The 25,304-nt window shown below is 65.1% G+C and carries 16 protein-coding genes and 2 rRNA genes; 11 read left to right on the forward strand and 7 right to left on the reverse strand.

Annotation, left to right across the window (positions count from 1 at the left end; all coding sequences use genetic code 11):
* Positions 1-292 precede the first annotated feature (292 nt).
* The 6 genes from FBY30_RS07375 to FBY30_RS07400 all read left to right on the forward strand — a co-directional run bounded on the left by FBY30_RS07375 (position 293) and on the right by FBY30_RS07400 (position 9,890).
* Positions 293-3,419, forward strand: a 23S ribosomal RNA gene (locus FBY30_RS07375).
* A 185-nt stretch (positions 3,420-3,604) separates the two neighbouring features.
* A 5S ribosomal RNA gene (rrf, locus tag FBY30_RS07380) occupies positions 3,605-3,721 on the forward strand.
* Between the two features lie 539 nt (positions 3,722-4,260).
* A complete protein-coding gene (locus tag FBY30_RS07385) occupies positions 4,261-4,545 on the forward strand; it encodes an HU family DNA-binding protein (protein ID WP_011693739.1) in 285 nt (94 codons plus the stop codon).
* Positions 4,546-4,657: 112 nt separating this feature from the next.
* Positions 4,658-6,829 carry a cytochrome c oxidase assembly protein gene (locus FBY30_RS07390; protein WP_142132279.1) on the forward strand — a complete coding sequence of 724 codons (2,172 nt, stop codon included), beginning with the start codon at positions 4,658-4,660 and terminating at the stop codon, positions 6,827-6,829.
* Entirely contained in the window at positions 6,829-8,853 is a 2,025-nt protein-coding gene (locus tag FBY30_RS07395; RefSeq protein WP_142132280.1) for an NHL domain-containing thioredoxin family protein, read from the forward strand. Before FBY30_RS07390 ends, FBY30_RS07395 begins: the two co-directional genes overlap by 1 nt.
* Before the next feature lie 167 nt (positions 8,854-9,020).
* On the forward strand, positions 9,021-9,890 hold the full coding sequence (locus FBY30_RS07400; protein WP_142132281.1) for a type IV toxin-antitoxin system AbiEi family antitoxin domain-containing protein: 870 nt from the start codon (positions 9,021-9,023) through the stop codon (positions 9,888-9,890).
* 70 nt (positions 9,891-9,960) lie between these two features.
* On the opposite strand, the gene FBY30_RS07405 is transcribed toward FBY30_RS07400, so the two are convergent.
* From FBY30_RS07405 to FBY30_RS07420, 4 genes are all read right to left on the reverse strand, one after another.
* Positions 9,961-10,953 carry a hypothetical protein gene (locus FBY30_RS07405; RefSeq protein ID WP_200830649.1) on the reverse strand — a complete coding sequence of 331 codons (993 nt, stop codon included), beginning with the start codon at positions 10,951-10,953 and terminating at the stop codon, positions 9,961-9,963.
* Positions 10,954-11,121: 168 nt separating this feature from the next.
* Complete coding sequence (locus FBY30_RS07410) at positions 11,122-12,900, reverse strand: helicase HerA-like domain-containing protein (RefSeq protein ID WP_142132282.1); 1,779 nt, start codon at positions 12,898-12,900, stop codon at positions 11,122-11,124.
* Between the two features lie 48 nt (positions 12,901-12,948).
* Positions 12,949-13,494: a GNAT family N-acetyltransferase gene (locus FBY30_RS07415; protein ID WP_142132283.1), complete on the reverse strand. Its 546-nt coding sequence runs from the start codon at positions 13,492-13,494 to the stop codon at positions 12,949-12,951.
* 4 nt (positions 13,495-13,498) lie between these two features.
* Positions 13,499-15,439 carry an FAD/NAD(P)-binding protein gene (locus FBY30_RS07420; protein ID WP_142132284.1) on the reverse strand — a complete coding sequence of 647 codons (1,941 nt, stop codon included), beginning with the start codon at positions 15,437-15,439 and terminating at the stop codon, positions 13,499-13,501.
* A gap of 264 nt (positions 15,440-15,703) precedes the next feature.
* Here FBY30_RS07420 and FBY30_RS07425 point away from each other — a divergent pair, with 264 nt between their 5' ends.
* From FBY30_RS07425 to FBY30_RS07445, 5 genes are read left to right on the forward strand one after another with little or no spacing between them, the layout of a single operon-like run.
* The gene (locus FBY30_RS07425) at positions 15,704-16,711 is read left to right on the forward strand and encodes an amino acid ABC transporter permease (RefSeq protein ID WP_200830650.1); all 1,008 of its coding nucleotides are present in this window, start codon (positions 15,704-15,706) and stop codon (positions 16,709-16,711) included.
* Positions 16,711-17,520 (forward strand): amino acid ABC transporter ATP-binding protein, encoded by an 810-nt coding sequence (locus FBY30_RS07430; protein ID WP_142132285.1) that lies wholly within the window; start codon positions 16,711-16,713, stop codon positions 17,518-17,520. Before FBY30_RS07425 ends, FBY30_RS07430 begins: the two co-directional genes overlap by 1 nt.
* Positions 17,521-17,532: 12 nt before the next feature.
* The gene (locus tag FBY30_RS07435; RefSeq protein WP_142132286.1) at positions 17,533-18,588 is read left to right on the forward strand and encodes a transporter substrate-binding domain-containing protein; all 1,056 of its coding nucleotides are present in this window, start codon (positions 17,533-17,535) and stop codon (positions 18,586-18,588) included.
* Positions 18,585-19,646 (forward strand): LLM class flavin-dependent oxidoreductase, encoded by a 1,062-nt coding sequence (locus tag FBY30_RS07440; protein WP_142132287.1) that lies wholly within the window; start codon positions 18,585-18,587, stop codon positions 19,644-19,646. Before FBY30_RS07435 ends, FBY30_RS07440 begins: the two co-directional genes overlap by 4 nt.
* Positions 19,647-19,658: 12 nt before the next feature.
* Complete coding sequence (locus tag FBY30_RS07445) at positions 19,659-21,032, forward strand: NtaA/DmoA family FMN-dependent monooxygenase (RefSeq protein ID WP_142132288.1); 1,374 nt, start codon at positions 19,659-19,661, stop codon at positions 21,030-21,032.
* A gap of 324 nt (positions 21,033-21,356) precedes the next feature.
* On the opposite strand, the gene FBY30_RS07450 is transcribed toward FBY30_RS07445, so the two are convergent.
* From FBY30_RS07450 to FBY30_RS07460, 3 genes are all read right to left on the reverse strand, one after another.
* On the reverse strand, positions 21,357-22,613 hold the full coding sequence (locus tag FBY30_RS07450; protein WP_142132289.1) for an SLC13 family permease: 1,257 nt from the start codon (positions 22,611-22,613) through the stop codon (positions 21,357-21,359).
* 122 nt (positions 22,614-22,735) lie between these two features.
* Positions 22,736-24,046 (reverse strand): C4-dicarboxylate transporter DctA, encoded by a 1,311-nt coding sequence (gene dctA / locus FBY30_RS07455; protein WP_142132290.1) that lies wholly within the window; start codon positions 24,044-24,046, stop codon positions 22,736-22,738.
* A gap of 56 nt (positions 24,047-24,102) precedes the next feature.
* Positions 24,103-25,242 (reverse strand): PrpF domain-containing protein, encoded by a 1,140-nt coding sequence (locus FBY30_RS07460; protein ID WP_142132291.1) that lies wholly within the window; start codon positions 25,240-25,242, stop codon positions 24,103-24,105.
* Positions 25,243-25,304: the final 62 nt, after the last annotated feature.

Here is a 25,304-nt window from a genome sequence, read left to right on the forward strand (position 1 = left end):
CGGGTTGCCGGGTAGTGTTTGGCACACTGTTGGGTCCTGAGGCAACAGGACCGGGTGTTTAGGTTCCCGGGACTTGTTTGTTTCTGGTTTCCCTGCTGCGACGTCCCGCACGCTTGTTTGTGTGTGGGGTGTGTGGTGTGGGGTTGTTGTTTGAGAACTACATAGTGGACGCGAGCATCTTGTATAAGAAGCAATTTCCAAGATATTTGAACCTGGATCTGGTTCGTGTGCCTTTTGGGTGTGCGGGACAGTTTCTGTGGTTCTCTCGAGTGAGCTTGTTTTTGATCTTTGTGGTCAAGTTTTTAAGAGCACACGGTGGATGCCTTGGCATTAGGAGCCGAAGAAGGACGTAGGAATCTGCGATAAGCCTGGGGGAGTCGATAACCGGACTGTGATCCCAGGGTGTCCGAATGGGGAAACCCCGCCAAGCGCGCGAGTGACTTGGTGACCCGTACCTGAACACATAGGGTGCGTGGGGGGAACGCGGGGAAGTGAAACATCTCAGTACCCGCAGGAAGAGAAAACAATAGTGATTCCGTTAGTAGTGGCGAGCGAACGCGGATCAGGCTAAACCGTTCCATGTGTGATAGCCGGCGGGCGTTGCATGGTCGGGGTTGTGGGACTTTCCATACCAGTTCTGCCGGGCTGGTGGGGTGTGATGTGCGCGCATAGGTGAACGGTTTTGAAAGGCCGGCCAGAGAGGGTGTTAGTCCCGTAACCGTAATGTGTTTGTACCGCCTGTGAGAGTATCCCAAGTAGTACGGGGCCCGAGAAATCCCGTGCGAATCTGTCAGGACCACCTGATAAGCCTAAATACTCCCTAATGACCGATAGCGGACCAGTACCGTGAGGGAAAGGTGAAAAGTACCCCGGGAGGGGAGTGAAACAGTACCTGAAACCGTGTGCTTACAATCCGTCGGAGCAGCCTTGTAGTTGTGACGGCGTGCCTTTTGAAGAATGAGCCTGCGAGTTAGTGTTACGTCGCGAGGTTAACCCGTGTGGGGCAGCCGTAGCGAAAGCGAGTCTGAATAGGGCGTGTGAGTGGCGTGATCTAGACCCGAAGCGAAGTGATCTACCCATGGCCAGGTTGAAGCGACGGTAAGACGTCGTGGAGGACCGAACCCACTTCAGTTGAAAATGGAGGGGATGAGCTGTGGGTAGGGGTGAAAGGCCAATCAAACTTCGTGATAGCTGGTTCTCCCCGAAATGCATTTAGGTGCAGCGTTGCGTGTTTCTTGCTGGAGGTAGAGCTACTGGATGGCTAATGGGCCCTACAAGGTTACTGACGTCAGCCAAACTCCGAATGCCGGTAAGTGAGAGCGCAGCAGTGAGACTGTGGGGGATAAGCTTCATAGTCGAGAGGGAAACAGCCCAGACCACCAACTAAGGCCCCTAAGCGTGTGCTAAGTGGGAAAGGATGTGGAGTTGCCCAGACAACCAGGAGGTTGGCTTAGAAGCAGCCACCCTTAAAAGAGTGCGTAATAGCTCACTGGTCAAGTGATTCCGCGCCGACAATGTAGCGGGGCTCAAGTACACCGCCGAAGTTGTGGCATTCACACATGTTCTAAGCCGTCATGGTTCAGGAGTGTGGATGGGTAGGGGAGCGTCGTGTGGGCGGTGAAGCTGCGGTGTAAACCAGTGGTGGAGCCTACACGAGTGAGAATGCAGGCATGAGTAGCGAAAGACGGGTGAGAAACCCGTCCGCCGAATGATCAAGGGTTCCAGGGTCAAGCTAATCTGCCCTGGGTAAGTCGGGACCTAAGGCGAGGCCGACAGGCGTAGTCGATGGACAACGGGTTGATATTCCCGTACCGGCGAAAAACCGCCCATGCTGAGCGGGGGATACTAACTGCCCGAAACCTGCCCGACACCCCTTGTGGGTGAAGGGTTTTGGTGGAGCGCAGGACCTGATCCCGGGAGGCAAGCGTATTAACAGGTGTGACGCAGGAAGGTAGCCGAGCCGGGCGATGGTTGTCCCGGTCTAAGGATGTAGGGCGAATGGTAGGCAAATCCGCCGTTCATGTGCCTGAGATCTGATGGGACCCCCGTTTGGGGGGATTTGGTGATCCTATGCTGCCGAGAAAAGCATCGACGCGAGGTTTTAGCCGCCCGTACCCCAAACCGACACAGGTGATCAGGTAGAGAATACCAAGGCGATCGAGAGAATTATGGTTAAGGAACTCGGCAAAATGCCCCCGTAACTTCGGGAGAAGGGGGGCCCCAACCTTGAACACCACTTGCTGGTGGGAGGGGATCGGGGCCGCAGAGACCAGGGGGAAGCGACTGTTTACTAAAAACACAGGTCCGTGCGAAGTCGCAAGACGATGTATACGGACTGACTCCTGCCCGGTGCTGGAAGGTTAAGAGGACCGGTTAGCCGTAAGGCGAAGCTGAGAATTTAAGCCCCAGTAAACGGCGGTGGTAACTATAACCATCCTAAGGTAGCGAAATTCCTTGTCGGGTAAGTTCCGACCTGCACGAATGGAGTAACGACTTCCCCGCTGTCTCAACCATAAACTCGGCGAAATTGCAGTACGAGTAAAGATGCTCGTTACGCGCAGCAGGACGGAAAGACCCCGAGACCTTTACTATAGTTTGGTATTGGTGTTCGTAGTGGCTTGTGTAGGATAGGTGGGAGACGTTGAAGCCCGGACGCCAGTTCGGGTGGAGTCATCGTTGAAATACCACTCTGGTCACTTTGGACATCTAACTTCGGCCCGTAATCCGGGTCAGGGACAGTGCCTGATGGGTAGTTTAACTGGGGCGGTTGCCTCCTAAAAAGTAACGGAGGCGCCCAAAGGTTCCCTCAGCCTGGTTGGCAATCAGGTGTCGAGTGTAAGTGCACAAGGGAGCTTGACTGTGAGAGAGACATCTCGAGCAGGGACGAAAGTCGGGACTAGTGATCCGGCGGTACATTGTGGAATGGCCGTCGCTCAACGGATAAAAGGTACCTCGGGGATAACAGGCTGATCTTGCCCAAGAGTCCATATCGACGGCATGGTTTGGCACCTCGATGTCGGCTCGTCGCATCCTGGGGCTGGAGTAGGTCCCAAGGGTTGGGCTGTTCGCCCATTAAAGCGGTACGCGAGCTGGGTTTAGAACGTCGTGAGACAGTTCGGTCCCTATCCGCTGCGCGCGCAGGAAATTTGAGAAGGGCTGTCCTTAGTACGAGAGGACCGGGACGGACGAACCTCTGGTGTGTCAGTTGTACTGCCAAGTGCACCGCTGATTAGCTACGTTCGGATGGGATAACCGCTGAAAGCATCTAAGCGGGAAGCTCGCTTCAAGATGAGATTTCCATACACATTTATGTGTGAGAGGCCCCCAGCCAGACCACTGGGTTGATAGGCCGGATGTGGAAGCGAGGACTAACGACTCGTGAAGCTGACCGGTACTAATAGGCCAACAACTTACACCACACAGAAACATACATATTCTGCTTGCGTCCACTATGTGGTTCCCAACCAACAACCCCGAACACGGGCTTGTCTGGCAGGAACCAACCAACTGAATAACAACACCACCAGTCCAAGAACACGGACAATGTTGTAACCACTGGTTTTCCCACCCCCGGCACTTTTTGAGGGGGAGCGGGTGAAAGGGTTACGGCGGTCATAGCGTGGGGGAAACGCCCGGTCCCATTCCGAACCCGGAAGCTAAGACCCACAGCGCCGATGGTACTGCACCCGGGAGGGTGTGGGAGAGTAGGTCACCGCCGGAACACAATTACTGGTCGAGGCCCCAACCACCACGGTTGGGGCCTCCCACATTTAACAACCACAACGAGTACCAGGGACGTCCCCAAAACCCCCGCCTCACCTCTAACACCAAGGGCAGGAACCCTCGCTCAGCACCGAGGACAGGTACATGGGCCACCCCGATCCCGTGTGAGCGCCCGTTGCGGGAGAACCTGCCGGATGTGGGCGGGCGTCGGGGGAGAACCTGCCGGATGTGAGCGGGCGTTGAGGGAGAAGCTGCAGGATCTGATGGGGCGTTGAGGGAGAACCTGCCAGATCAGAGCGGGCGTCCGGGGGAGAGACGGCAGGATGTGAGCGTGCATGCGGGGAGAAGCGGGGGCCGGAGCGCAAAGTGGTCCTGGAGGGTGCGAATATGGCCCGGAATCGGTGATTAACCTCAAAAAGTCCCGGAAACACGCGGAATTTGCGGATCGGAACGGCCCAAGCTGGTAAGTTTTCGAACAGTGGCCTGTGCGCATGCCGCGTGCAGGCTCCAGAATCAGAACCGTCCAGGAGGACATAAATGGCTAAGAACCGTAGTGAACTTGTTGCAGAGGTAGCAGGCAAGGCCGGCACCAGCCAGGCTGCCGTTAACTCCGTCCTCGATGCACTGTTCGAGGTTTTCGAGACTTCTGTCGCCGCCGGCGAGAAGATCACCATCCCGGGCTGGCTCGCAGTTGAGCGCACCGACCGTGCAGCCCGCACCGGCCGCAACCCGCAGACCGGCGAGACCATCCAGATTGCAGCAGGCCACAGCGTTAAGCTGACCGCCGGCTCCAAGCTGAAGGCTGCAGTCTCCAAGAAGTAGAGCTTCCCCTGCCGGCACATCGCCGGCCGGAACAAGGAGCGGCAACCGAGAGGTTGCCGCTCCTTGGCGTTTAACCGGATTCGCGGCCTGGGCGGGCGTGGCGGACAATGGAATGGTGTCTTCTGCCGCAAAACCACGTTCCACCCCTCCCCAGACCGATCCCGGCAAGGGAGCTGCGGTCCGGGATGCCGGAACCCGGGGGATTACCCTGCCCTGGCAGCTTGCTGGCCTGGCGGCGCTCTTCCTTGGCCTCGCGGCAGCCCTAATCTTCTCCGGCGCCGCAGCGGCCCGCAGCGTCGCCGACCCCGGCGCCCTGGTGCGGTGGGGCCTGCCTATCAGCAAGGCGATCCATAACGTTTCGTTGGCAACCGTCGTCGGGGGCCTGGTGTTCGCCGTCGGCATCCTTCCCAAGAACCTCAACGCCCGGCACCATATTCCGCGCAGCCGGGGAACGGAAGGAGGCAGCGAGGCCCCCGAACATCCCGCCTTCACCAGGGCCCTGGCGGTAGCAGCTGTGGCGGGAGCGGTGTGGACCTTGTCCGCCATCGCAGTCCTGGTGCTCACGTACGGCGACGTAGCAGGGCAGGGGTTGTCCGGCGACCCGGCATTCACCCAAGCGCTGGTCTACTTCATGACCGACATCGAAACAGGCCGCGCATGGCTCGCCGTCATCATTATTGCCGCAGTAGTCACCACCGCGCTGTTCGGCGTCCGGTCCTTGGGCGGCCTGGCCCTCACCCTCATCCTGGCCCTGATCGGCCTGGTACCAACAGCCCTGATCGGCCACTCATCGAGCTCCTCCGACCACGAAGGCGCCATCAACTCGCTGGGACTGCACCTGGTGGGCGTGACCACCTGGGTGGGCGGCATCATCGTCCTGGCCCTGCTGTCGGGGATCCTGACCGGCACCAAGCCCGGCGCGGCAACGGACATTACCGAACCAACGCTCCGGCGCTTCTCCAGCCTGGCCGGCTTCGCCTTTGTGCTGGTCTTCGCCTCAGGCGTCATCAACGCCAGCATCCGGGTCACCAGCTGGTCCGATCTCTTCGGATCCGCGTACGGGCAGCTGATCCTGGCCAAGACGGCCGCCGCGGTGGTGCTGGGCGGCATCGGGTTCATGCACCGGCAGTGGGTCATTCCGCAGCTGGGACGCAAGGGTGCCACCATGTCCTCCAGGCGCGTCCTGTGGCAACTCATCGTGGCCGAACTGCTGATCATGGGTGCCACCTCCGGCATCGCCGTGGCCCTGGGCCGCTCAGCCCCGCCGCAGCCCACCGAGCTGGCACCCAACGCGTCACCCGCCTTCATCCTCAGCGGTTACGAGCTGCCGCCCGAACTTACGCCCGAACGCTGGTTCACCGAGTGGCGGCTGGACTGGATCTGGGTGGGCGTGGCCTTGTTCGGCCTGGTGACCTACTTCATGGGCGTCGCCAAGATCCGCCGGCGCGGGGACTCCTGGCAGTGGTTCCGGTCGGTGAACTGGGTGGTTGGCCTGGTGGTGCTGACCTACATCACGTCCGGGCCGCCGTCGGTCTACGGCCGTATCCTGTTCTCCGCGCACATGGTGGACCACATGGCCCTCACCATGGTCGCGCCGATCTTCCTGGTGCTGGGCGCGCCGGTGACCTTGGCCCTGCGTGCCCTGCCCGCCCGTGGCGACGGCTCACGCGGCATGCGCGAGTGGCTCCTGGTCTTTGTGCACTCCAAGTTCTCGCAGCTGGTCACCCACCCGCTGTTCGCCGCGGCCAACTTTGCCGGCTCCATCATCCTGTTCTACTACTCGGATCTGTTCGGCTACGCGATGCGCGATCACGTGGGCCACGAGCTGATGAACCTGCACTTCCTGCTGACCGGCTACATTTTCGTGCTGACCATGATCGGCACGGACCCGCTTCCACGCCGCGCCCCGTACCCCATGCGGCTGCTCCTGCTCCTCGCCACCATGGGCTTCCACGCCTTCTTCGGCGTCTCCATCATGGGCGGGACCGGGCTCCTGGCGGCGGACTACTTCGGCAACCTGGGCCGCGCCTGGGGCCCCTCGGCCCTGGCCGACCAGCAAGCTGGTGGCGCCGTGGCTTGGGGTATCGGTGAGGTGCCGACGCTGTTGGTGGCGATCGGCGTCGCCAGCATGTGGTCCAGGTCGAGCCAGCGGGAGGCGACTCGCGTGGACCGTGCGGCGGACAGGAATAATGACGCCGATCTAACCGCTTACAACGATATGTTTGCCAAATTGGCCGAACGCGATGCCAGGCTGGCTGAACGCAACAAGCTGGAAGGACGCTGATGAGCGAAACCGTACGCACCCATGCCCGGGTCCGGGCCTCCGAACTGGTGGGCCGCAACTGGTTGAACACCGGTGGCAAGACCCTGGACCTGGAGGCCCTGCGCGGCAAGATCGTGCTGCTGGATTTCTGGACCTTCTGCTGCATCAACTGCCTGCACGTCCTGGATGAGCTGCGCCCGCTGGAGCAGCAGTACTCCGACGTGCTGGTCACCGTGGGCGTGCACTCGCCCAAGTTTGAGCACGAGGCGGACCCGGTGGCGCTGGCCGCCGCCGTGGAGCGCTACGAGATCCACCACCCCGTGCTGGACGATCCCGAGCTGGACACCTGGAAGGCGTACACCGCCCGTGCCTGGCCCACCCTGGTGGTCATCGACCCCGAGGGCTACATCGTGGCGCACCTCTCCGGCGAGGGCCACGCGGACGGCCTGGCCGTGCTGATCCCCGAACTGATCGCCGAGCACGAGGCCAAGGGCACCCTCCACCGCGGCTCCGGTCCCTACGTGGCACCCGAGGCGACGTCCGGCACCCTGCGCTTCCCCGGCAAGGCGCTGTTCCTGCCGCCGGGGCGCGGTTCCACTGCTGTGGCTGGAACGTCCGACGACGGCACGCCAGCAGGTGCCGCGGCCGCGGTTGCTGCCGAGAAGGGTTCCTGGCTGGTCACCGACACCGGGCACCACCGCCTGGTGGAACTCGGCACCGACTTCGAGACTGTCCTGGCCACCTTCGGTTCGGGAACCAAGGGCTACGCCGACGGTCCCGCCGCAGGGGAAACCGCCAGCGCCCAGTTCAACGAACCCCAGGGTCTGGTTCTGCTGCCGGAAGATGTGGCAGCCAAGGCGGGTTACGACGTCGTCATTGCCGACTCCGTCAACCACCGCCTGCGTGGACTCTCGCTCACGGACGGGAAGGCCTCCACCCTGGCCGGCAACGGCATCCAGCGCCTGCTGGAGACCGGCCCGGCGCGTGTTGACGAGGAGGGCGCCGGCTTCAGCGGTTCCCTGGGCAATGACCCGTTGGACGTTGCGCTGAGCTCGCCCTGGGACGTTGTGTGGTCGCGCAAGCTGAATGCGGTGGTGGTGGCCATGGCCGGCACCCACCAGATTTTCAGCTTTGACCCCGTCACCGGTGCCGTGTCGATCATTGCCGGCAACGGCCTTGAAGGCCTGCTCGATGGACCGGCCCACGAATCCTGGTTCGCCCAGTCCTCCGGCCTCGCCGAGGATGCGGACGGAAACGTCTGGGTGGCGGACTCCGAGACCTCCGCCCTCCGCAAGCTGGTCATTGCCGACGACGGCGCCATCACCGTGGAATCCGCCGTGGGCAAGGGCCTGTTCGACTTCGGCTTCCGCGACGGCCCCGCCGCCGAAGCCCGGCTGCAGCACCCGCTCGGTGTGACCGTCCTCCCTGACGGCTCCGTGGCAATTGCCGACACCTACAACGGAGCCGTGCGCCGCTACGACCCCGCGTCCGGCACCGTCTCCACCCTGGCCCGTGGCCTGGCCGAGCCGTCCGACGTGATCGTGGACCACACGCAGTCCGCCGGCTCGGAGCCGCTGCTGGTGGTGGTGGAGGCCAACAAGCACCAGTTGGTGTACGTGCCTATCCCTAAGGAAGCGCAGCAGGTGGATGAGGGCGCATCCCAGACCCAGCGGCCCAAGAGCCCGGTGGCCCCCGGGACCCTGGACCTGACGGTTCGCTTCACCGCGCCTACCGGGCAGAAGCTCGATGACCGCTGGGGCGACCCCACGCAGCTGAAGATCTCCTCCACGCCGCCCGAGCTGCTGGTGTCCGGCGGCGGAACCTCGGTGGGGCTGCTCCGCACCCTGGAGCTGTCCCCCGACGTGCCCGAGGGCGTGCTGCACATTACCGCCCGCGCCGCAGCCTGCGACGGACCGGAAACCGAGGACGGCGAGATCCCGGACCACGCCGCCTGCCACCTTTACCAGCAGGACTGGGGCATCCCCGTGGTCCTGCAGGCCGACGGCGACGCTGAGCTGGTCCTGGACCTCCGCGGGATGGACTAACCCGCGCAACACCTGCCGAACTGGCCCAGTTTTCATGCTTGGAAAGCCTGAAGACGGGGCTAGTTCTGTTTCCACCGTGCCAACACTGGGCCAGTGTGCGCGGCCCCTTGTCCACATAGTGCCCGTGACACCTGCCGACAGCCACAGGGAACAGACATTGTGGCGTCATGGACCCATCGGAAATCCTCAAATCGGCCGGAGGAGTGCTGCTGCGGCGTGACCTGGCAGCCGCCGGGGCAACGGAAACGGACATTCGCCGTGCGGTCCGTGGTGGGCAGGTGGTGCGGTTGGAGCGAGGGCTGCTGGCCGTTCCGGGTGCGGACGCGGAACTGGTGGGCGCAGGACAGGCCCGTAGCTTACTGACATGCGCATCGGCCGCCCCGCATTACGGACTGTGGCAGCTTCAACCGGCTACCCGGCCGCACTACTGGCAAAGCAACGGAAGACGTACCGTCCGCTGCGTCAGCCACCGGCTTCCCCTAACGCAGCGGCCCCATCACCGGACACTCGCAGCACTTCCCGATGTGCTGCTTCACGCACTGCTGTGCCTGCCGGAGCTCGAGTCGCTGGTCATGGTGGAATGCGCCTACAACAGAGGGGACATTGAGCCGTCTTTGCTGTTGCGCCACTTGCAGGGCAACCGGTCAGGCAAGGCGCGGAATGTTGTGTCCAAGGTAGAGCGCGGCGCAGACTCCCTCCTCGAAACTTTGGCCCGGGTGCTGTTCAGGGATGCCGGCATAGCCACCGAGACCCAAGTGTGGATTGAGGGGGTGGGCCGCGTGGACTTCCTGCTGGAAGGATTCCTCATCGTGGAAATTGACGGGCTCGCGTTCCACCTTGAGACCCGTCAGTTCAAGAAGGACCGCCGCAGGGACAACATGGCTGTCCGTCATGGCCTGCCCGTACTTAGGTTCTTCTATGACGACGTGGTTTACGCCCCGGAATCGGTCCTGGCGCAGGTCCGTGAGGTCCTGGCACGGGGGTCACTGCGGTGGCCGCAGCCGAACCAGCCCAGTTTTCGGGGTGATTGGATCTAGGACACTGAAGAACGCGGCAGGCATGGCTTCAAAACTGGGCCAGTTTGGCACAGGGAAGTGTCGGCGGAGCTTAGAAGCTCAGCTGCGGGGTGACCTTGACCGTGTCGCCCGTGACGTCCAGGCGGGTGGTGAAGCTGAAGTCCACCTCTTCGTCCAGCGGGTACCAGGCCCCGGTGAATGAGTTCTGCTGCAGCGCTTCCACCTTGGCCTTGCCGTCCAGGGGCGCCACTACCCAGCGGCCGTCGAACGGCTCCACCGAGACACCTGGGTATTCAGTCACGGTCCAGCGGATGCTGCCGTCCTGGACCCGGTTGTTGCTGGCGTAGTAGAAGGGGCAGTCCGGCTGCAGTTTCTGTTCCTTGTCGGCCTCCGCCGCGCAGCCGTCCAGGAACTCCCGGACCTTGGCGGCGACGTCGCTCTTCAGCTTGTCCGTGGCCTGGGTGAGCAGGTTGAGCGGAGCCACGGGGGCATCCTTGGAGGTGACCGTGGCGCGGGTGGCGGGCGCTGAGAAGTACTGGCCGTCCAGGGAAGCCTCGTACTGGCCGGGGTAGAACACGGCGAAGGAGTTGCGGCCGTTGGGCATGTTCACCGGAACCCCGTTGACCTGGGCCTCGCTGCCGTTGACCACGGTGATATCGACGGTGGGCAGCCGCGACGGCACGAACGCCCACGTGTTGAAGAACAGCCACTCGGTGCCGGTCTTTTGGAGCAGGAACTCCGTGTGCAGCCGGCTGCCGTCGATCGTGTAGTCCATGGGCACCATCACCTGGTTTCCCGTGCGTGGCTCCGGGTCCCCGATGCTGATGTTAGAGAGCCGGGACGCGGACGACTGCAGCCCCGGACCGTCCAGCATGGCCGCGTTGCTGGGCGGAACGGCGGCCTTCAGGAGACCCAGTGCCCGCCCGCCGTCACCGCTCTTCAGCGCGTCCAGGTACTCCCGGACAGGCTGCTGCGGGCTGGCCACAGTGTTGTTCACAACGTTGATGGCCACGACGGCTCCGGCGACGGCAAGCATGAGGCCTAACAGCCATCCGGCCGCGATCCTCACCAACGCTTGACTCATCTGCACGTTCTACACAGTAACGTCAGTGCGGACGCACTCTAAAGTTGGTGTCTCCCCTAATCGGCCGGACAACACCCTAAAAACGTACGACGGCGGGCAGCCGGGACAGCAGCAACAGGAGCCTTGGGCGGCGGCCAGGGACAGCAGTTGCCGCCTGGGAAACCCGGCTCAGCGTCGGCGGCGGCGGGACGACGTTCCGAAGACTCCGCGGAGCAGTTCGCGCCCCAACTGCGTGCCCATGGACCGCGCCATGCTCTTCAGGCCGCCGCCCAGGGCACCACCGAGGACCCCGCCCAGATCACCCATCATGCCGCCCGGCTCCGACTGTGGCTGCCTGGGCTGCGACGCCGGCTTCCGGGTCCGCGGAGCCTTGGCCCGCGGCTTGGACTCCTGTGGCTCGCTGTAATCAGGGGTGCCGTACTGGACGTCGAAATCCTGTGGCGCCGGAGCCGTGGCCTGCGGCGGCCTGCTGCTGGGCCGGCCCAGGATCTCCTCTTCAATCCGCCGGGCTTCCGCGTCCACGTCATAAGAGGCAGGAGTCCCGGCAGAAGGTGTGCCGGCTGGTGCAGAGGCTGCCGGCCCCGTGGGCGCCGCGGCCTTGCCGTTCAGCTTCTCGTACGCGGAAGGGTTGTCCACGGCAGTCCCGTACTTGCCAAGCAGGGCGGAACCGGCCACCGTGCTGCGGACCAGCGCGTCCTCGCTGGGACCCATGAGGGATTCGGGTGCGCGCAGCCGGGTAAGGGCCACCGGCGTGGGCGCGCCTTTTTCGTTCATGACGGTGATGACGGCCTCGCCGATGCCCGCGGAGGTCAAGGTCTCCTCGAGGTCGTAGTCGCTGACCGGGAACGTGGACACTGTGGCCTTGAGCGCCTTGGCGTCCTCGGGGGTGAACGCGCGCAGGGCGTGCTGGACCCGGTTGGCCAGCTGGCCAAGGACGTCGGCGGGGACGTCCTTGGGTGTCTGGGTGACGAAGAAGATGCCCACGCCCTTGGACCGGATCAGGCGGACGGTGGTGGTGATGGCGTCAAGGAAGGCTTTGGTGGCGCCGTTGAACAGCAGGTGGGCCTCGTCCAGGAAGAACACCAGCTTGGGCTTGTCCAGGTCGCCGGCCTCGGGGAGGTCCTCGAACAGGTCGGCCAGCAGCCACATCAGGAAGGTGGAGAACAGCATCGGTTTGGTCTGCAGCGTGGGCAGCTCCAGGCAGGTGACCACGCCGCGCCCGTCCGGGGCAGTCCGCAGCAGCTCCGCGGTGTCGAACTCAGGCTCGCCGAAAAACTTCTCCAGCCCCTGCGCCTCCAGGTTCACGATCTCCCGCAGGATCACGCCGGCTGTCGCCTTGGACAGGCCGCCGAGCTCCTCCAGCTTGTCCTTGCCTTCGTCGGACGTGAGGAACTGGATGACGGCGCGCAGGTCCTTGAGGTCGATCAGCTCCAGGCCGTTCTTGTCCGCGAAGTAGAACACCAGCTGAAGGCTGGACTCCTGGGTGTCATTCAGTTCCATGATCCGGGAGAGCAGGATGGGCCCGAACGAGGTCACCGTGGCGCGGACCGGCACGCCGTTGCCATCGCCGCCCAGTGCCAGAAACTCCACCGGGAACGTCTTGCCCTCCCACGGCTGGCCGATGCTGTCCGTGCGCGCCCTGAGTTTGTCGCTGCCGACGGCGGCCGTCGCCAGGCCGGAGAGGTCGCCTTTGATGTCGGCCAGGAACACGGGGACACCGGCGGTGGACAGCTGCTCAGCCATCATGTGCAGCGTGACGGTCTTGCCGGTACCGGTGGCTCCCGCCACCAGCCCATGCCGGTTCATCATGGCCAGCGGCAGCCGCACCGGCGCGTCCTTGTGGAGCTCGCCGTCAATGATGGCGGCTCCCAGCTCGATGGTGGCGCCTTCCAGCGTGTAGCCCTTCTGGATGGTGGCGAGCTTCTCTGCTGTGGTTTTGGTGGCCATGGCGCCAGCTTAGCGGCGGCGGCCCGGGCTGCCGAGGATCCCGGCCGTTTACTTGGCCGGCAGGTCCTTGGTGAACGCCAGGGGTCCGATGGTTTCCGGGTCGGCGTCCACATCGAACTGGGCCTGGTAGCCGGTGTTCAGGTAGAGGTGCTTGGCCTCGGGCTGCCGCGGCCCGGTGGTGAGGTACAGCCGGGTGTAGCCGCGGGCAGCGGCAAGGGCTTCCAGCTCAGCCAGCACCAGGCGGCCCAAGCCACGACGGCGGTGGGCTGAGTGGGTCCAGATCCGTTTCAGTTCCGCCGTGGTGTCGTCGTACCGGCGGAACGCCCCTCCGGCGATCGACTCGCCATCCTCCTGGACCACCAGGAGTGCACCGTGCGGCTCCTCGAATTCCTCCGCCGGATAGCGGTTCAGCTCGTCAGCGGCGGCGCTGCGCCCGAACAGGTCTCCGTAGCGGGTGTCATATTCGACGGCGAGCTCGTCCAGCAGCGGCCGGACCCGGGGATCGTGCATGGGCAGGCTGAGGACCGTGAGGGCGGCGGGATCGAGGGGCCCTGGGTGGAAAGGGCTCGGCTTGAGGCCGGGTTCTGCGGTCATGGATTCAGTTCTTTCCGACGGCGGCTGGTTCTGAAGCTATTGTCTCGGACGGCCGGACGGCGATGTCCCGGGCAACGCCGAGGATGGTCCGCGCCAGGGCGTCGTTTTCCCGGAAGGGCGCGGCGTTGGTGTTGGGCCGGGCAAAGGCTCCCGCGCCCCAGCCGGAGGTACCCGGCCCGATGCCAAAGAGCGTGGGCGAGGGTTGGCCGTCGGCTCCCACCAGCCGGTGCGCAGCGGAAACCAGCAGCTTCCCGGTGGAGTGGATGCCGTCCGAGGTCAGCAGCTGCTGCTCACTGCCCAGCCCGCTTTCGTACAGCGAGGCAAGCATTGGATTCAGGGACCGGGCCACCGACGTGGACGGGAGCCGCGCCTCGATCAACGCCTTGGCAGAAACGGAGACGCCTGATTGCCGGGAGGTGGCGCGGAAGGTTCCGCCCGCCTCATCAAGGGTGACCTCCACGCTAGGGCCCAGGAACTCCAGCAGGCCCGCCCGGTGCAGCGCCAGCATCTCGCGCAGCCGGTGCGGCGGCGGCCCGGAATCCACAAAGCTGAAGAAACCATGCCACCAGCCGTGGATCACCTGCTGCGACCTGGCGTTCAGCCGCTCCGGCGGGACCGCGCGCCCCACCTCCATATAGACGTGCAGCAGGGCCAGGAACAGAGCCAGGGTTTCCGGATGATCAGGGCTGTCCCGCAGCGCGAGGTCCTGCTCGATGTGCCGCGCCACCGCATTCTGGACAGCCTGGTGCCCGTCGAAGCGGAGCTCGGCGAAGGGCCGGTCCAGCCTTTCCAGGTCCAGGTGCAGTGCTGAGTCAGGGACGGCGGCCGCCACCAGTTCCGCGCGCCCGCGGCTGTACCAGTCCAGGCCGGCATACTGCAGGGCGAAGGAATCCCACCCCATGGCCGCCCGCTCCGGACTGCCCGTCAGGAGCTCGCGGTAGTAGTAATAGCCCGCTTCCTTGGCGATCAGCGGCCAGAGGTGCCCACGGAAGTCCAGCTCGCCGTGCTGCGCCAGCAGGGCCTCCACCGCGTCGGCCGTGAAGAACCGCAGCGGCCCCGGCGCCTGGCCCCGCAGGACTGCGGAGATCTTGGAGTGGTACGGCACCCCGCGGCGCGACCCGGCCCACAGCCGTGGTTCCCGTCCCGACGGAAGGTAGCGCAGCCCGCCGTCGTCCGTTTTCTCGAACCGGCCGCCGCGCCCTTCCATGAGGAGGACCAGCAGGTCCACGAACGCCAGGCCCATCCCGGCGACGATGACGTCCTGCCCGGGGGCAATGGGGGAGTAGTCGACGTCGGTGGTGTAGCTGGGTGCCGCGTGGTAGCCGCCGTGCCGGGCCGCGAAGTCGGAGAAAGCGGCGGAGACGGCGTCCGGCCGGGAATCGGTGTGCCCCAGTGCGGTGACGACGATGTCCGCATGCAGCGTCCGGCCGTTGGCCAACTCAACGTGGTGTCCGCCGTCGTCGAGCGCGGAGATGCCCACGGCGGTGGTCCGGTGGACCGTCACGCTGCGGCCCAGCGACTTGGCAGCCCGGCGGAAGAACCACTCGAGGTACTGGCTTTGCAGCTGCCTGGTGGGGAAGGTGGTGCCGGTCAGGGTCCGCAGTTGCTTCCACAGCGGCTGCGGGAAGTCCGGAACGTCAATGATGGAAGCGTCCAGCACGCCGGCGGCCCACTCGGCCAGACCGGGGCCTGGGGCGGCAGGCCCGGCGCACTCCACGGATGAGTCCGTGAACATGGTGATGTCCGCTGCCATCGAGTTGAGGAGGAGCCCAGGGTCCTGGCAGTACCGCCAGATCCGGCCGGAGCCCGGGATGTGCGGCTCCACCACGTGAATCTGCAGCGGCCCGGTGAAGACGTCCGGCCGGTTGGCAGCAATCCGCTCCAGCACACCCGCCGTGCGCGGTCCGCCGCCGATGAAGACGATGGCCGGGACATTTGCTGGCATGGCTGCTCCTGACGGTGCGGTGGGTTGGAGAGCCTCATGCTAGGCAGCGGTGACGACGGCGGTCGAGGGCCCGGTCACGCCCGTTAACCCCGCGTCACAACGGGTCAAAAGACGCAAAAAACCGACTCATGACGCCGTGCGAACTCCGGTGAAGATATGCAACCGGCCGCCTTGCTGGCCCGTTCCGGCCGGTCCTAGATTTGCAGCCAGCAGCGGGCGGAAGGGCCCGAAACAGCAAACCCACGACAAGAAGCGAGGTGGCGCATGAGTTCAGCAGCAACCAAGGTGGCGCAGTCACAACCGCAGCCGGCGGCGGAAGCGCTGCCAGCCAGGCCTGATACCCCCGTCCGGCAGGCCACGGACTACTCGTCTTATCGGGTAGTGGCCGCCAAGTATCCATGGCGCTGGGTGGGGACGGCCGTCGTCGCTCTGGGCGTCCTGGCCGTGGCGTGGTCCCTGGCCACCAACCCGCGCTGGGAGTGGGGCGTGGTGGCGCAGTGGTTCACCGCCCAGTCCGTGGTCAAAGGGCTGGTGGAGACCCTGAAGCTCACCGCCATCTCCGGCGTCCTGGGGTTTGTGCTGGGCTTCATCCTGGCGCTGATGCGGCTGTCCGCGTCGCCGCTGCTGGTCTCGGTGTCCTGGACGTTCTCCTGGATCTTCCGCTCCACGCCGCTGCTGGTGCAGATGCTCCTCTGGTACAACCTGGGCTACCTGTACGAAAAGATCAGCCTGGGAATCCCGTTCACCGACGTCCGGTTCTTCGAGGTCCAGACCACCACACTGATCAGCCAGTTCGCGGCCGCCGTGCTGGGGCTGACCCTGAACCAGGCCGCCTACTCGGCGGAAATCATCCGCGGCGGCATCCTCTCCGTGGACCAGGGCCAGCTGGAGGCAGCGGCCGCGCTGGGCATCCCGGCCTGGCGCCGCTCCACGCGGATCGTGCTGCCGCAGGCCATGCGCGCCATCCTGCCCACCGCGTTCAACGAGATCATCGGCCTGGTCAAGGGCACCTCGATCGTCTACGTCCTGGCCTACTCCGAACTGTTCTACACGGTCCAGGTCATCTACAACCGCACGCAGCAGGTCCTGCCGCTACTCCTGGTGGCCACGCTCTGGTACATCGTGATCACCTCCGTGCTGAGCGTTTTCCAGTACTACATCGAACGGCACTACTCCAAGGGCGCGGTGCGGAACCTGCCGCTGACGCCCCTGCAGAAGGCCCGCAAATTCTTTGCCACCCACGCGGCCGTCCCCAACCGGAGGAACTTCTGATGACGAACACCCTTAGCGCCCCCGCCGCCACCCGCGGCCTGGTGGAGATCACCGGCGTCCGGAAATCCTTCGGCGCCACGGAAGTCCTCAAGGGCGTCAGCCTCACGGTGGAGCCCGGGGGAGTGGCCGTGATCGTGGGCCCCTCCGGCTCCGGCAAGTCCACCCTGCTGCGCACCATCAATCACCTGGAAAAGGTGGACGGCGGGCACATCACCATCGACGGGAAGCTGGTGGGCTACGAGGTCCGCGGCGACCGGCTGCATGAGCTGCGTGAAAAGGACATCCTCAAGCAGCGCACCGAAATCGGCATGGTGTTCCAGAACTTCAACCTGTTCCCGCACCTGACCGCGCTGGAGAACGTGGCGGAGGCGCCCGTGGTTGCCCAGGGACGTTCTAAAGCGGAGGCGCGCCGCCGCGGCCTGGAACTCCTGGACCGGGTGGGCCTCAAGGACCGCGCCGATGCCTACCCGCGCCAGCTCTCCGGCGGCCAGCAGCAACGCGTGGCCATCGCCCGCGCCCTGGCGCTGGACCCCAAGATCCTGCTGTTCGACGAGCCCACCTCCGCACTGGACCCCGAGCTGGTCAACGAGGTCCTTGACGTGATCCGCGAACTGGCCACGTCCGGTACCACGCTGATCATCGTCACCCACGAAATGGGGTTCGCCCGGGACGTGGCGGACACCGTGGTGTTCATGGACCAGGGCCAGATCGTAGAACAGGGCACTCCGCAGGACATCTTCAGCAACCCGCAGGAACCGCGCACCCGCAGCTTCTTCTCCAAGGTGCTCGAACCCGCCTTCAACATCTAAAGGACTCAACCCATGGCTTTCCCACCCAGCGGCCCACGCCGCACCCGCGCACTCGCGGCGCGTCCCGCCGTCGTCCTCCTGGGCACAGCGCTCCTTGGCTCAGCGGCGCTCGCCGGCTGCGCAGACCCGGGCGCCTCGGCTGCCGGCAACCCCAGCGGAGGCGCACAGACGACGGCGGCCCGCAACGGCGTGGTCTACAACACCTCGCCGGACCAGCAGCGGATCCGGGCGGACAAGGACCCGGCGCTCGCCGCCGAGGTTCCCCAGCTGATCAGCAAGGACGGCAAGCTCACAGTTGCCACCACGGCCGGGTCCATCCCGCTGTCCTTCCACGCCACGGACGACCAGACGCCCATCGGCTCCGAGTTGGACATCGCCCAGCTGGTGGCGGACAAGCTGGGCCTGGAACTGGATGTCCAGGTCACGTCCTGGGAGAACTGGCCGCTGAAGACCCAGTCCGGCGACTTCGAGGCGGTGTTCTCCAACGTGGGCGTGAATAAGGACCGGGTGAAGCTGTTCGACTTCGCCAGCTACCGCGCCGCGTACATGGGGTTCGAGGCGAAGAAGTCCGCCACCTATGACATCAAGGGCGCGGACGACATCTCCGGCCTGAAGATCTCCGTGGGCTCCGGCACCAACCAGGAGAAGATCCTGCTGGCCTGGAACAAGGAGCTGGAAGCCAAGGGCAAGGCGCCGGCCGCGCTGCAGTACTACTCGTCCGACGCCGACACCATCTTGGCGCTCTCCTCCGGCCGCACGGACCTGAACATCGCGCCGTACCCGTCCACGGTGTACCGGGAGAACACGCGGGATGACCTGAAGGTGGTGGGCAAGGTGAACGCGGGCTGGCCGTCCGAGACCCTGGTGGCCGCCACCACCCTGCGCGGCAACGGCTTGGCGCCGGTGATTTCCGAGGCCCTCAACTCCGTGATCAAGGACGGCTCCTACGGCAAGGTCCTGGAACGCTGGGGACTGTCCGAGGAAGCGCTGCCCGAATCCAAGACCATTACGGCGGAAAACTTTGCCGCCACGCAGCCCGCTGCAACTCCTTCAGAAAAGGCATCATGACCGCATCATCCACAAACCGGGCAGGTTTTCTTGCCATCGAGCTCGACGGCGCCGGCTGGGACGGTGCGGATATCACTCGTGCCGCGCTCGCGGCCGAGTGGGCCGGTTTCCACGCAGCCACCTTCACCGACGCGCCGGCTCCCGGCCGGGCCAACGCGCTGCAGCGGGCCGCATTCGCCGGGCCAGTCACACAGACCATTGCGCTGGTGCCCGAGGTGGACACCGTCTACACGGAGCCGTTCCACGTCTCCACCCAGCTGGCCAGCCTCGATTATGTCTCCGGCGGGCGGGCCGGGTGGATCGTGACCGCAGCCGAGTCGCCTGAGGCGGCTGCCGCCGTCGGACGTTCCTCCGCAACCGGTGTTGCGCTGGGGCAGGAAGCGGCGGCCTCCATCGAGGTGTCCCGGCGGCTGTGGGACTCGTGGGAGGACGGCGCCGTGATCCGCGACGTCGTCACCGGGCGGTACATCGACGTGGACAAGCTGCACTACGCGGATTACGAGACGCCTGCCGACTTTGCCGGCGCCGGGTACTCCGTGAAGGGGCCGTCCATCATCCCGCGGCCGCTGCAGGGGCAGCTGCCGGTGCTGGCTCCGGCGTCGCTGCTGGGTGAGGTCCCCGTAGTCGCGGTGGATGGCGTGCTGGTCTCAGCGCCAACCGCCGAGCTGCTGGGCGCCGAGGTCCGGGACGTGCGGGCCCGGGTGGGTGCCTCGGTTGCGGTCATTGCCGAGCTCGGCGTCGTCCTGGACTCCCGGGGGCAGGCAGCGGCGGCGCGTTCGGCCGGTATCGACGGCGGACGGGCGGCATTCGCAGGTTCCGCAGCCGGCCTCACCGACTTCCTCGCCGACCTTTTAAAGAAGGCCGACGGCGTGCGGCTGCACCCGGCGTCGCTCTTTGTGGACCTCGAAGAGCTGGGCCGCCTGGTGCTGCCGGAACTGCGCCGCCGCGGGGTACTCCGCCCGGTGGTGCAGGACGGCACCTTCCGCGACCTGCTGGGCCTGGACCGCCCGGCCAGCCGCTACGCAACCGCCGCCGCTGCACCAGCCGCCGGAAAGTAAGGGGAAAATACAATGACACAGCACATCCGTGCTAAATCCGACATCTTTACACCGTCCGGCCAGCTCCAGTTCGGTGTCTTCTTCCAAGGGGTCAACTCCGGCACCATCTGGAAGGCCCCGGAATCGGGCTCGCAGACGGACTTCGAATCGTTCCGCCGCATTGCCCAGACCGCCGAGCGCGGGCTTTTCGCAGCGTTCTTCCTGGGCGAGGGGCTTCGCCTGCGCGAGCATTTGGGCCGCCCGCACGCTCTGGACGTGGTGGGCCGTCCGGACGCGCAGACCATGCTCGCGGCCCTGGCAGCGGTCACCAGGAACATTGGGCTGGTGGCCACCCAGAACACCACGTACAACGATCCCGCGGACCTGGCGCACCGGCTCGCGTCGCTGGACCTGATCTCCGGTGGCCGCGCGGCCTGGAACATCGTGACTACGGACAACGCCTGGACCGGGGCGAACTTCCGCCGCGGCGGCTACCTGGACCACGCGGACCGGTACAGGCACGCAGAAGCGTTCGTGGAGACTGCCAAGCGGATCTGGCACTCCTGGGAAACTGCGGCCGGCCCCGCCCGACGGGTGGTCCACGAGGGCCAGCACTACACCGTGGACGTGACGGCGCGGCTACCGCGCAGCGCCCAGTATCGTCCGGTGCTGTTCCAGGCCGGCGATTCGCCGGAGGGCCGCAACTTCGCTGCCCGACAGGCGGACGTGATCTTCTCCGCCCACCCCAAGTTCGATGACGCCGTGGAGTTCCGCAAGGACCTGGTGGAGCGGTCCGTCGCCGCCGGCCGCGGGGCCAACGCCGTGCAGATCATGCCGGCGAGCGAGTTCATCCTGGCGCCCACTGCTGAGGAAGCGCTGGAGAAAAAGGAGTGGGTGCGCAGCCTGCAGATCGGCCCCCAGCAGGCCATCGCCTACCTGGAGCAGTTCTGGGGGCGCGAGCTCTCCAGTTACGATCCGGACGGGCCGCTGCCGGAGATCGATCCCGTGGTGGAGGAAACCTCCGAGACCCGCGGCAGCGGCTTCCACGGCGCCAAAGCCCGGCAGCTGGCGGACCAGTGGCGGGCCGAAGCCAAGGACAAGGGCCTGTCCATCCGCCAGTTCGTCACTTCCAAGACCGCGCGGATCGATTCCACCTTCACCGGTTCCTACACGGCGGTGGCGGACCAGCTGGCCGAGTACGCGCGCGTTGGTGCGGTGGACGGGTTCAACATCTCGCCGTGGCTGATCCCCACTGGCCTGGACGACATCGTGAACCATCTGGTGCCGGAGCTGCAGGAACGCGGCGTGTACCCCACCGAGTACCGCGGCAGTACGCTCCGCGAGCACCTGGGGTTGGACACGCCGGTCCGCTCAGCCGATGAGGCTGTTGAGCCGGTCCGCGCCTGATGCGTTGGGTTGGTCTGGCTGCAAGCTGCCGTTTTGCTGGGAGGGACGACGACGGCGCTGAGGCGGGTGCCGCCGTCGACCCTTCCGTGGGTGGTGATTCAGCCGGGGCTGGCCCCGGGACCGTCAGCCTGCAGCTGACGGTCTGGGAGCAGTGGGTGTAGGACCGGCGCCGGGCCGGTCCTCCAGACCCCTAGTCGGTTTCCGGCCCGTGGCAGTAGAAACAGTTGCCGGAATCGCAGTCTTCTACTGTTTCCTGGTCCGTTTGGGGCTCGTTCATTCCGGGTCCTTTCGGTGGGGTTTTTCGATGTCAGGTGTTGGTGTGGGCTACAGGATGCCCGTGGGGACCAGCAGCGCCCAGGCCATTGCGGGCGCCACCAGGACCACCGCCCCGGCGTAGAACATGAGTTGCCGGTAGACCCGTTGCCGGTCGTCTTCCCGGGCGTTGGCCACCACCAGGGCGCCGTCGGTGGAGAACGGCGAAACGTCCACAACCGTTGCGGCGACGGCCAGGGACGCGACCGTTCCTGAGGCGCTGAGGCTGCTGCTGGCCAGGAGCGGACCGGCCATGGGGATGAAGGCCGTGAGCAGCGCGGTGGAGGACGCGAAGGCCGAGCCGACGCCGATGACGTAGCAGAGGACGAGTGCGATGAGCAGGGGTGCGCCAAGGGCCAGTGCCTGTTGGGCCAGCGTGTCGATGACGCCGACCCGCTGCAGCAGCGAGACGTAGGTGATCATCCCCGCCACAAGCAGGACCGTAGACCAGGAAATGCCGCCGATGAAGGTGCGGTGCTCCTTGATGTTGACCAGCGCCAGCAGGAGCCCGGCGGAGAGGGCCACGAACCCGATCGGCATGTGAAAGCCCAGGGTGCACACCAGCAGCCCCAGGATCAGGACCAGCGTAAGGACCTGCTGGCCGTGGGGTCGGGTGACCGTCGCGGGGCCTTGCACTACACCGGCGCCGCCGTGGGAATCATGGAGCCGGCGCATCAGGACGAAGGCGATGATGGTCAGCACCGACAGGAGAAGGTTGAGCGCGAAGCTGGCGGCGAACAGTGCCATCGGGGAAACCGGGAAGCCGTTCTTCGACGCGATGTTACGGACCAGGACTCCCGCCACGGACAGCGGGGAAAAGCCGCCGGCGTGGGCGCCGTTGATGATGAACGCCCCCACGAGGACGGGGTGCAGGCGCGACTCGTAGGCGAAGCCCATGGCCGCCGGGGCGAGAAGCGCGACGGCGGCGGGAGAGAAAGTGCCAAGGGACGTCAGCGCGGCGGCCACGAGGAAGAAAACCCACGGCAGCAGCATGGTCCGTCCCCTGACCAAGCGCACGCACGTTTGGACAATGATGTCGATGGTGCCGTTCCGTTGGGCCATGCTGAAGAAGTAGGTGACGCCGATGATCGTCAGGACGATGGTGGCCGGAAACTCGGAAAGGATTTCGCTGTCGGTCAGCCCAAGCGTGAAGTAGCCGACGCCGAACGAGGCCACCAGTCCCATCACGCCAATGTTCAGCGGCCATTTGGTGGCAACGACGAACATCACCACCAGGATGACGAGCGGGATTATTTGGGTGGCTGTCATGACCTGCTCCGATGTGGTGGTGACCGCGGTTTTGGCGATGACGTTACCCCAAAACCGCGGTTCGCCCGGGGCGTGGCACCCCGGGCGGACCGTCGTCGTATTCGATGTTCTGATGCAGGCGGTCAGTGTGCCAGGGCGGGCTCGGCGAGCTTCACCTTTTCTGCTTCGGTGGGCACGAAGCCGGCCTGGAGTTCGGAACGTAGCTTGGCCATGTCCAGTTCGCCCTGCCATTTGGCGATTGCCACGCAGGAGACGATGTTGCAGACCGTGCTGGTGAGGGCCCGGGCCTCACTCATGAAGCGGTCGATGCCAACAATGAGGGCCACGCCGGCGACGGGGAGGGTGGGCATGACGGTCAGCGTCGCCACCAGGGCCACGAAGCCGCTTCCCGTGACACCTGCCGCGCCCTTGGAGGTCAGCAGCATCATGCCGAGCATCAGCAGGATCTGGCCCCAGTTCAGGTGGATGTCGCAGGCCTGGGCAATGAACATGGATGCGAGGGTGAGGTAGATGGCCGTGCCGGTGAGGTTGAAGGAGTATCCGGTGGGGACAACGAGCCCCACAACGCTGCGGTCGCAGCCGATCCGTTCCAGCTTGGACAGCAGGCGCGGCAGGACAGGTTCGCTGGAGGAGGTGGCAAGGACGATCAGGAATTCGTCCTTGAAGTAGCGCAGGATCTGCCACAGGCTGAAACCGGTCATTTTGGCCAGGACGCCCAGGCCAACCACCACGAAGACGATGCAGGCGGCGTAGAAGGAAAGGATCAGCATGCCCAGGTTGCCAATGGAGTGAGCGCCGTACTTGCCCACCGTGAAGGCCATCGCACCGAAGGCACCCAGCGGAGCCACCTTCATGATGTAGCCGAACATGATGAAGAGCAGCTTGTTGAAGCTGTTGACCACGCTCAGGGCCATCTTCCCGGGTTCGCCGAGCCTGCTGAAGGCAAAGCCGCACAGCAGCGCAATGACCAGTACCGGCAGGACTTCACCGTCGGCGAAGGCGCCAACGAAGGTGGTGGGGATGATGCTCAGGATGAAGTCCACAGGGTTGCTGCTGGGCAGCTGCGTGGTGTACTTCTGGGCCACCGAAGAATCCAGGTGCGTGGGATCGATGTGCATCCCCGCCCCGGGCTGGAACAGCATGACGGCGGCCAGGCCCAGGGCCAGGGCGAGTGCCGTCAGGGCGTAGAAGAGGCCAAGCGAACGGACCAGGGTGGGGCCCACCTTCTTGGTGTCCCGCAGGGAGGTAATGCCTCCCACGATGGTGCAGAACACGATGGGGGCGATCATGAACTTCACGAGTTTCACGAAGCCGTCGCCGATGGGCTTGAGGGATGCGCCGAGGTCCGGCCACAGTGCGCCCACTACGACGCCGAGGGCAACTCCGATGAGTACCTGGACGTACAGGTGTCCGAGGATGGATTTGATCTTCATTGAACAACTTCCTGCTTAGTGCCGCCCCTTACTAGCGGGGCAAAGAGATAAGGGTTTTAGGCGGACAGCTCAGCGGGCTGGGCCACGTCGATGTCTGCGGTGGCGATGTGCCGGGCTGCCCGGTGGAGGGCCACTTCGCTGACGGTGCCGTTGTCATCGGAGATGATGTCGGCGGTGATGACGCCGGCAGGCGTCCCGATGCGCACTACGCGGGGACTTCCGGCGCCGGTGGAGGGTTGGCCTGCCGCGTTGGCTACCACCGATGACGGCAGCGAGGCTGCCAGTGCAACGGCCACGGCTGAGGTGAGGCCGATCGCGGGGTGCGGCGAGAGCATGGACAGCATCCGCACCCGTATGTCGTGGCTGTCGGCGGTGATGGTTGTTCCGTCCGCGGCGATGTAGTCACCGGCAGGAGCAACGACGCCGACCTTCGGTACAGCGTTCTGCGGCGGGTCCTCGGGCTTACGCAGTCCCATGATGAGGCCTGCCGATGCGCGGGCTGCAATGAGGGTGGGCAGCTGCGCGGCGAGGTTGTCCGTCATCGAGGAAAGATCGACGCCGGCCTCCTCGGCTGGGAGGAGCACGGCTGGGGCGCCGGCGTCCACCATTGTTGCCGTGAGCGTTTTGCCGTTCACCTGGAGCTGGTCCACCACGTTGCCGGTAGGCAGTACGGACCCAGTGCTCTTGCCCCAGGGACTGTGGAAGGAGAGATTGACGGGCACGCCTGCTGCGGTGCTGCCGGGAACCCTGGCCAAACCCGACTTGGGAATGCGCCCTCCTGGGGTGGGTACGGTTCCGGTGAGGACCGCTCCGGAGGTGAGGTGGTGCATGCGGACCTTGGTCATGCCGTCCCGGACGGGAACGATGCCTGACTGGACTGCGAACAGGGCGATGGCAGTGGCGCAGTTGCCGCAGTTGGAACCTAACTCAACGGTAGGGTCGCCGATCCCCACCTGGGCAAAAAGGTAGTCGAGGTCTGCTTCGCCACCGGGGGTTGCCCATACGACTGCAGCCTTTGACGTGGTGGAGGTTCCGCCGCCGACACCGTCCAGCTGCCGTGCGTCCGCTGCGCCGAAAGCGGCTGACAGCAGCGCGGGGATCTCCTCGCGGGTGGGGGCGTGGAGGGCCACATCCCTGGCATCGAAGAGCCAGCACTTGCTGGTGCCGCCCCGGTACCAATGTCCTTTGAGTCCCACTGTATTTCTCCCTCGCATCTAGCAGGGTGCTCTACTTCACAGCACCTCGTACTTCTACGATC

The sequence above is a fragment of the Arthrobacter sp. SLBN-83 genome, from assembly GCF_006715285.1.
Lineage (GTDB): Bacteria > Actinomycetota > Actinomycetes > Actinomycetales > Micrococcaceae > Arthrobacter.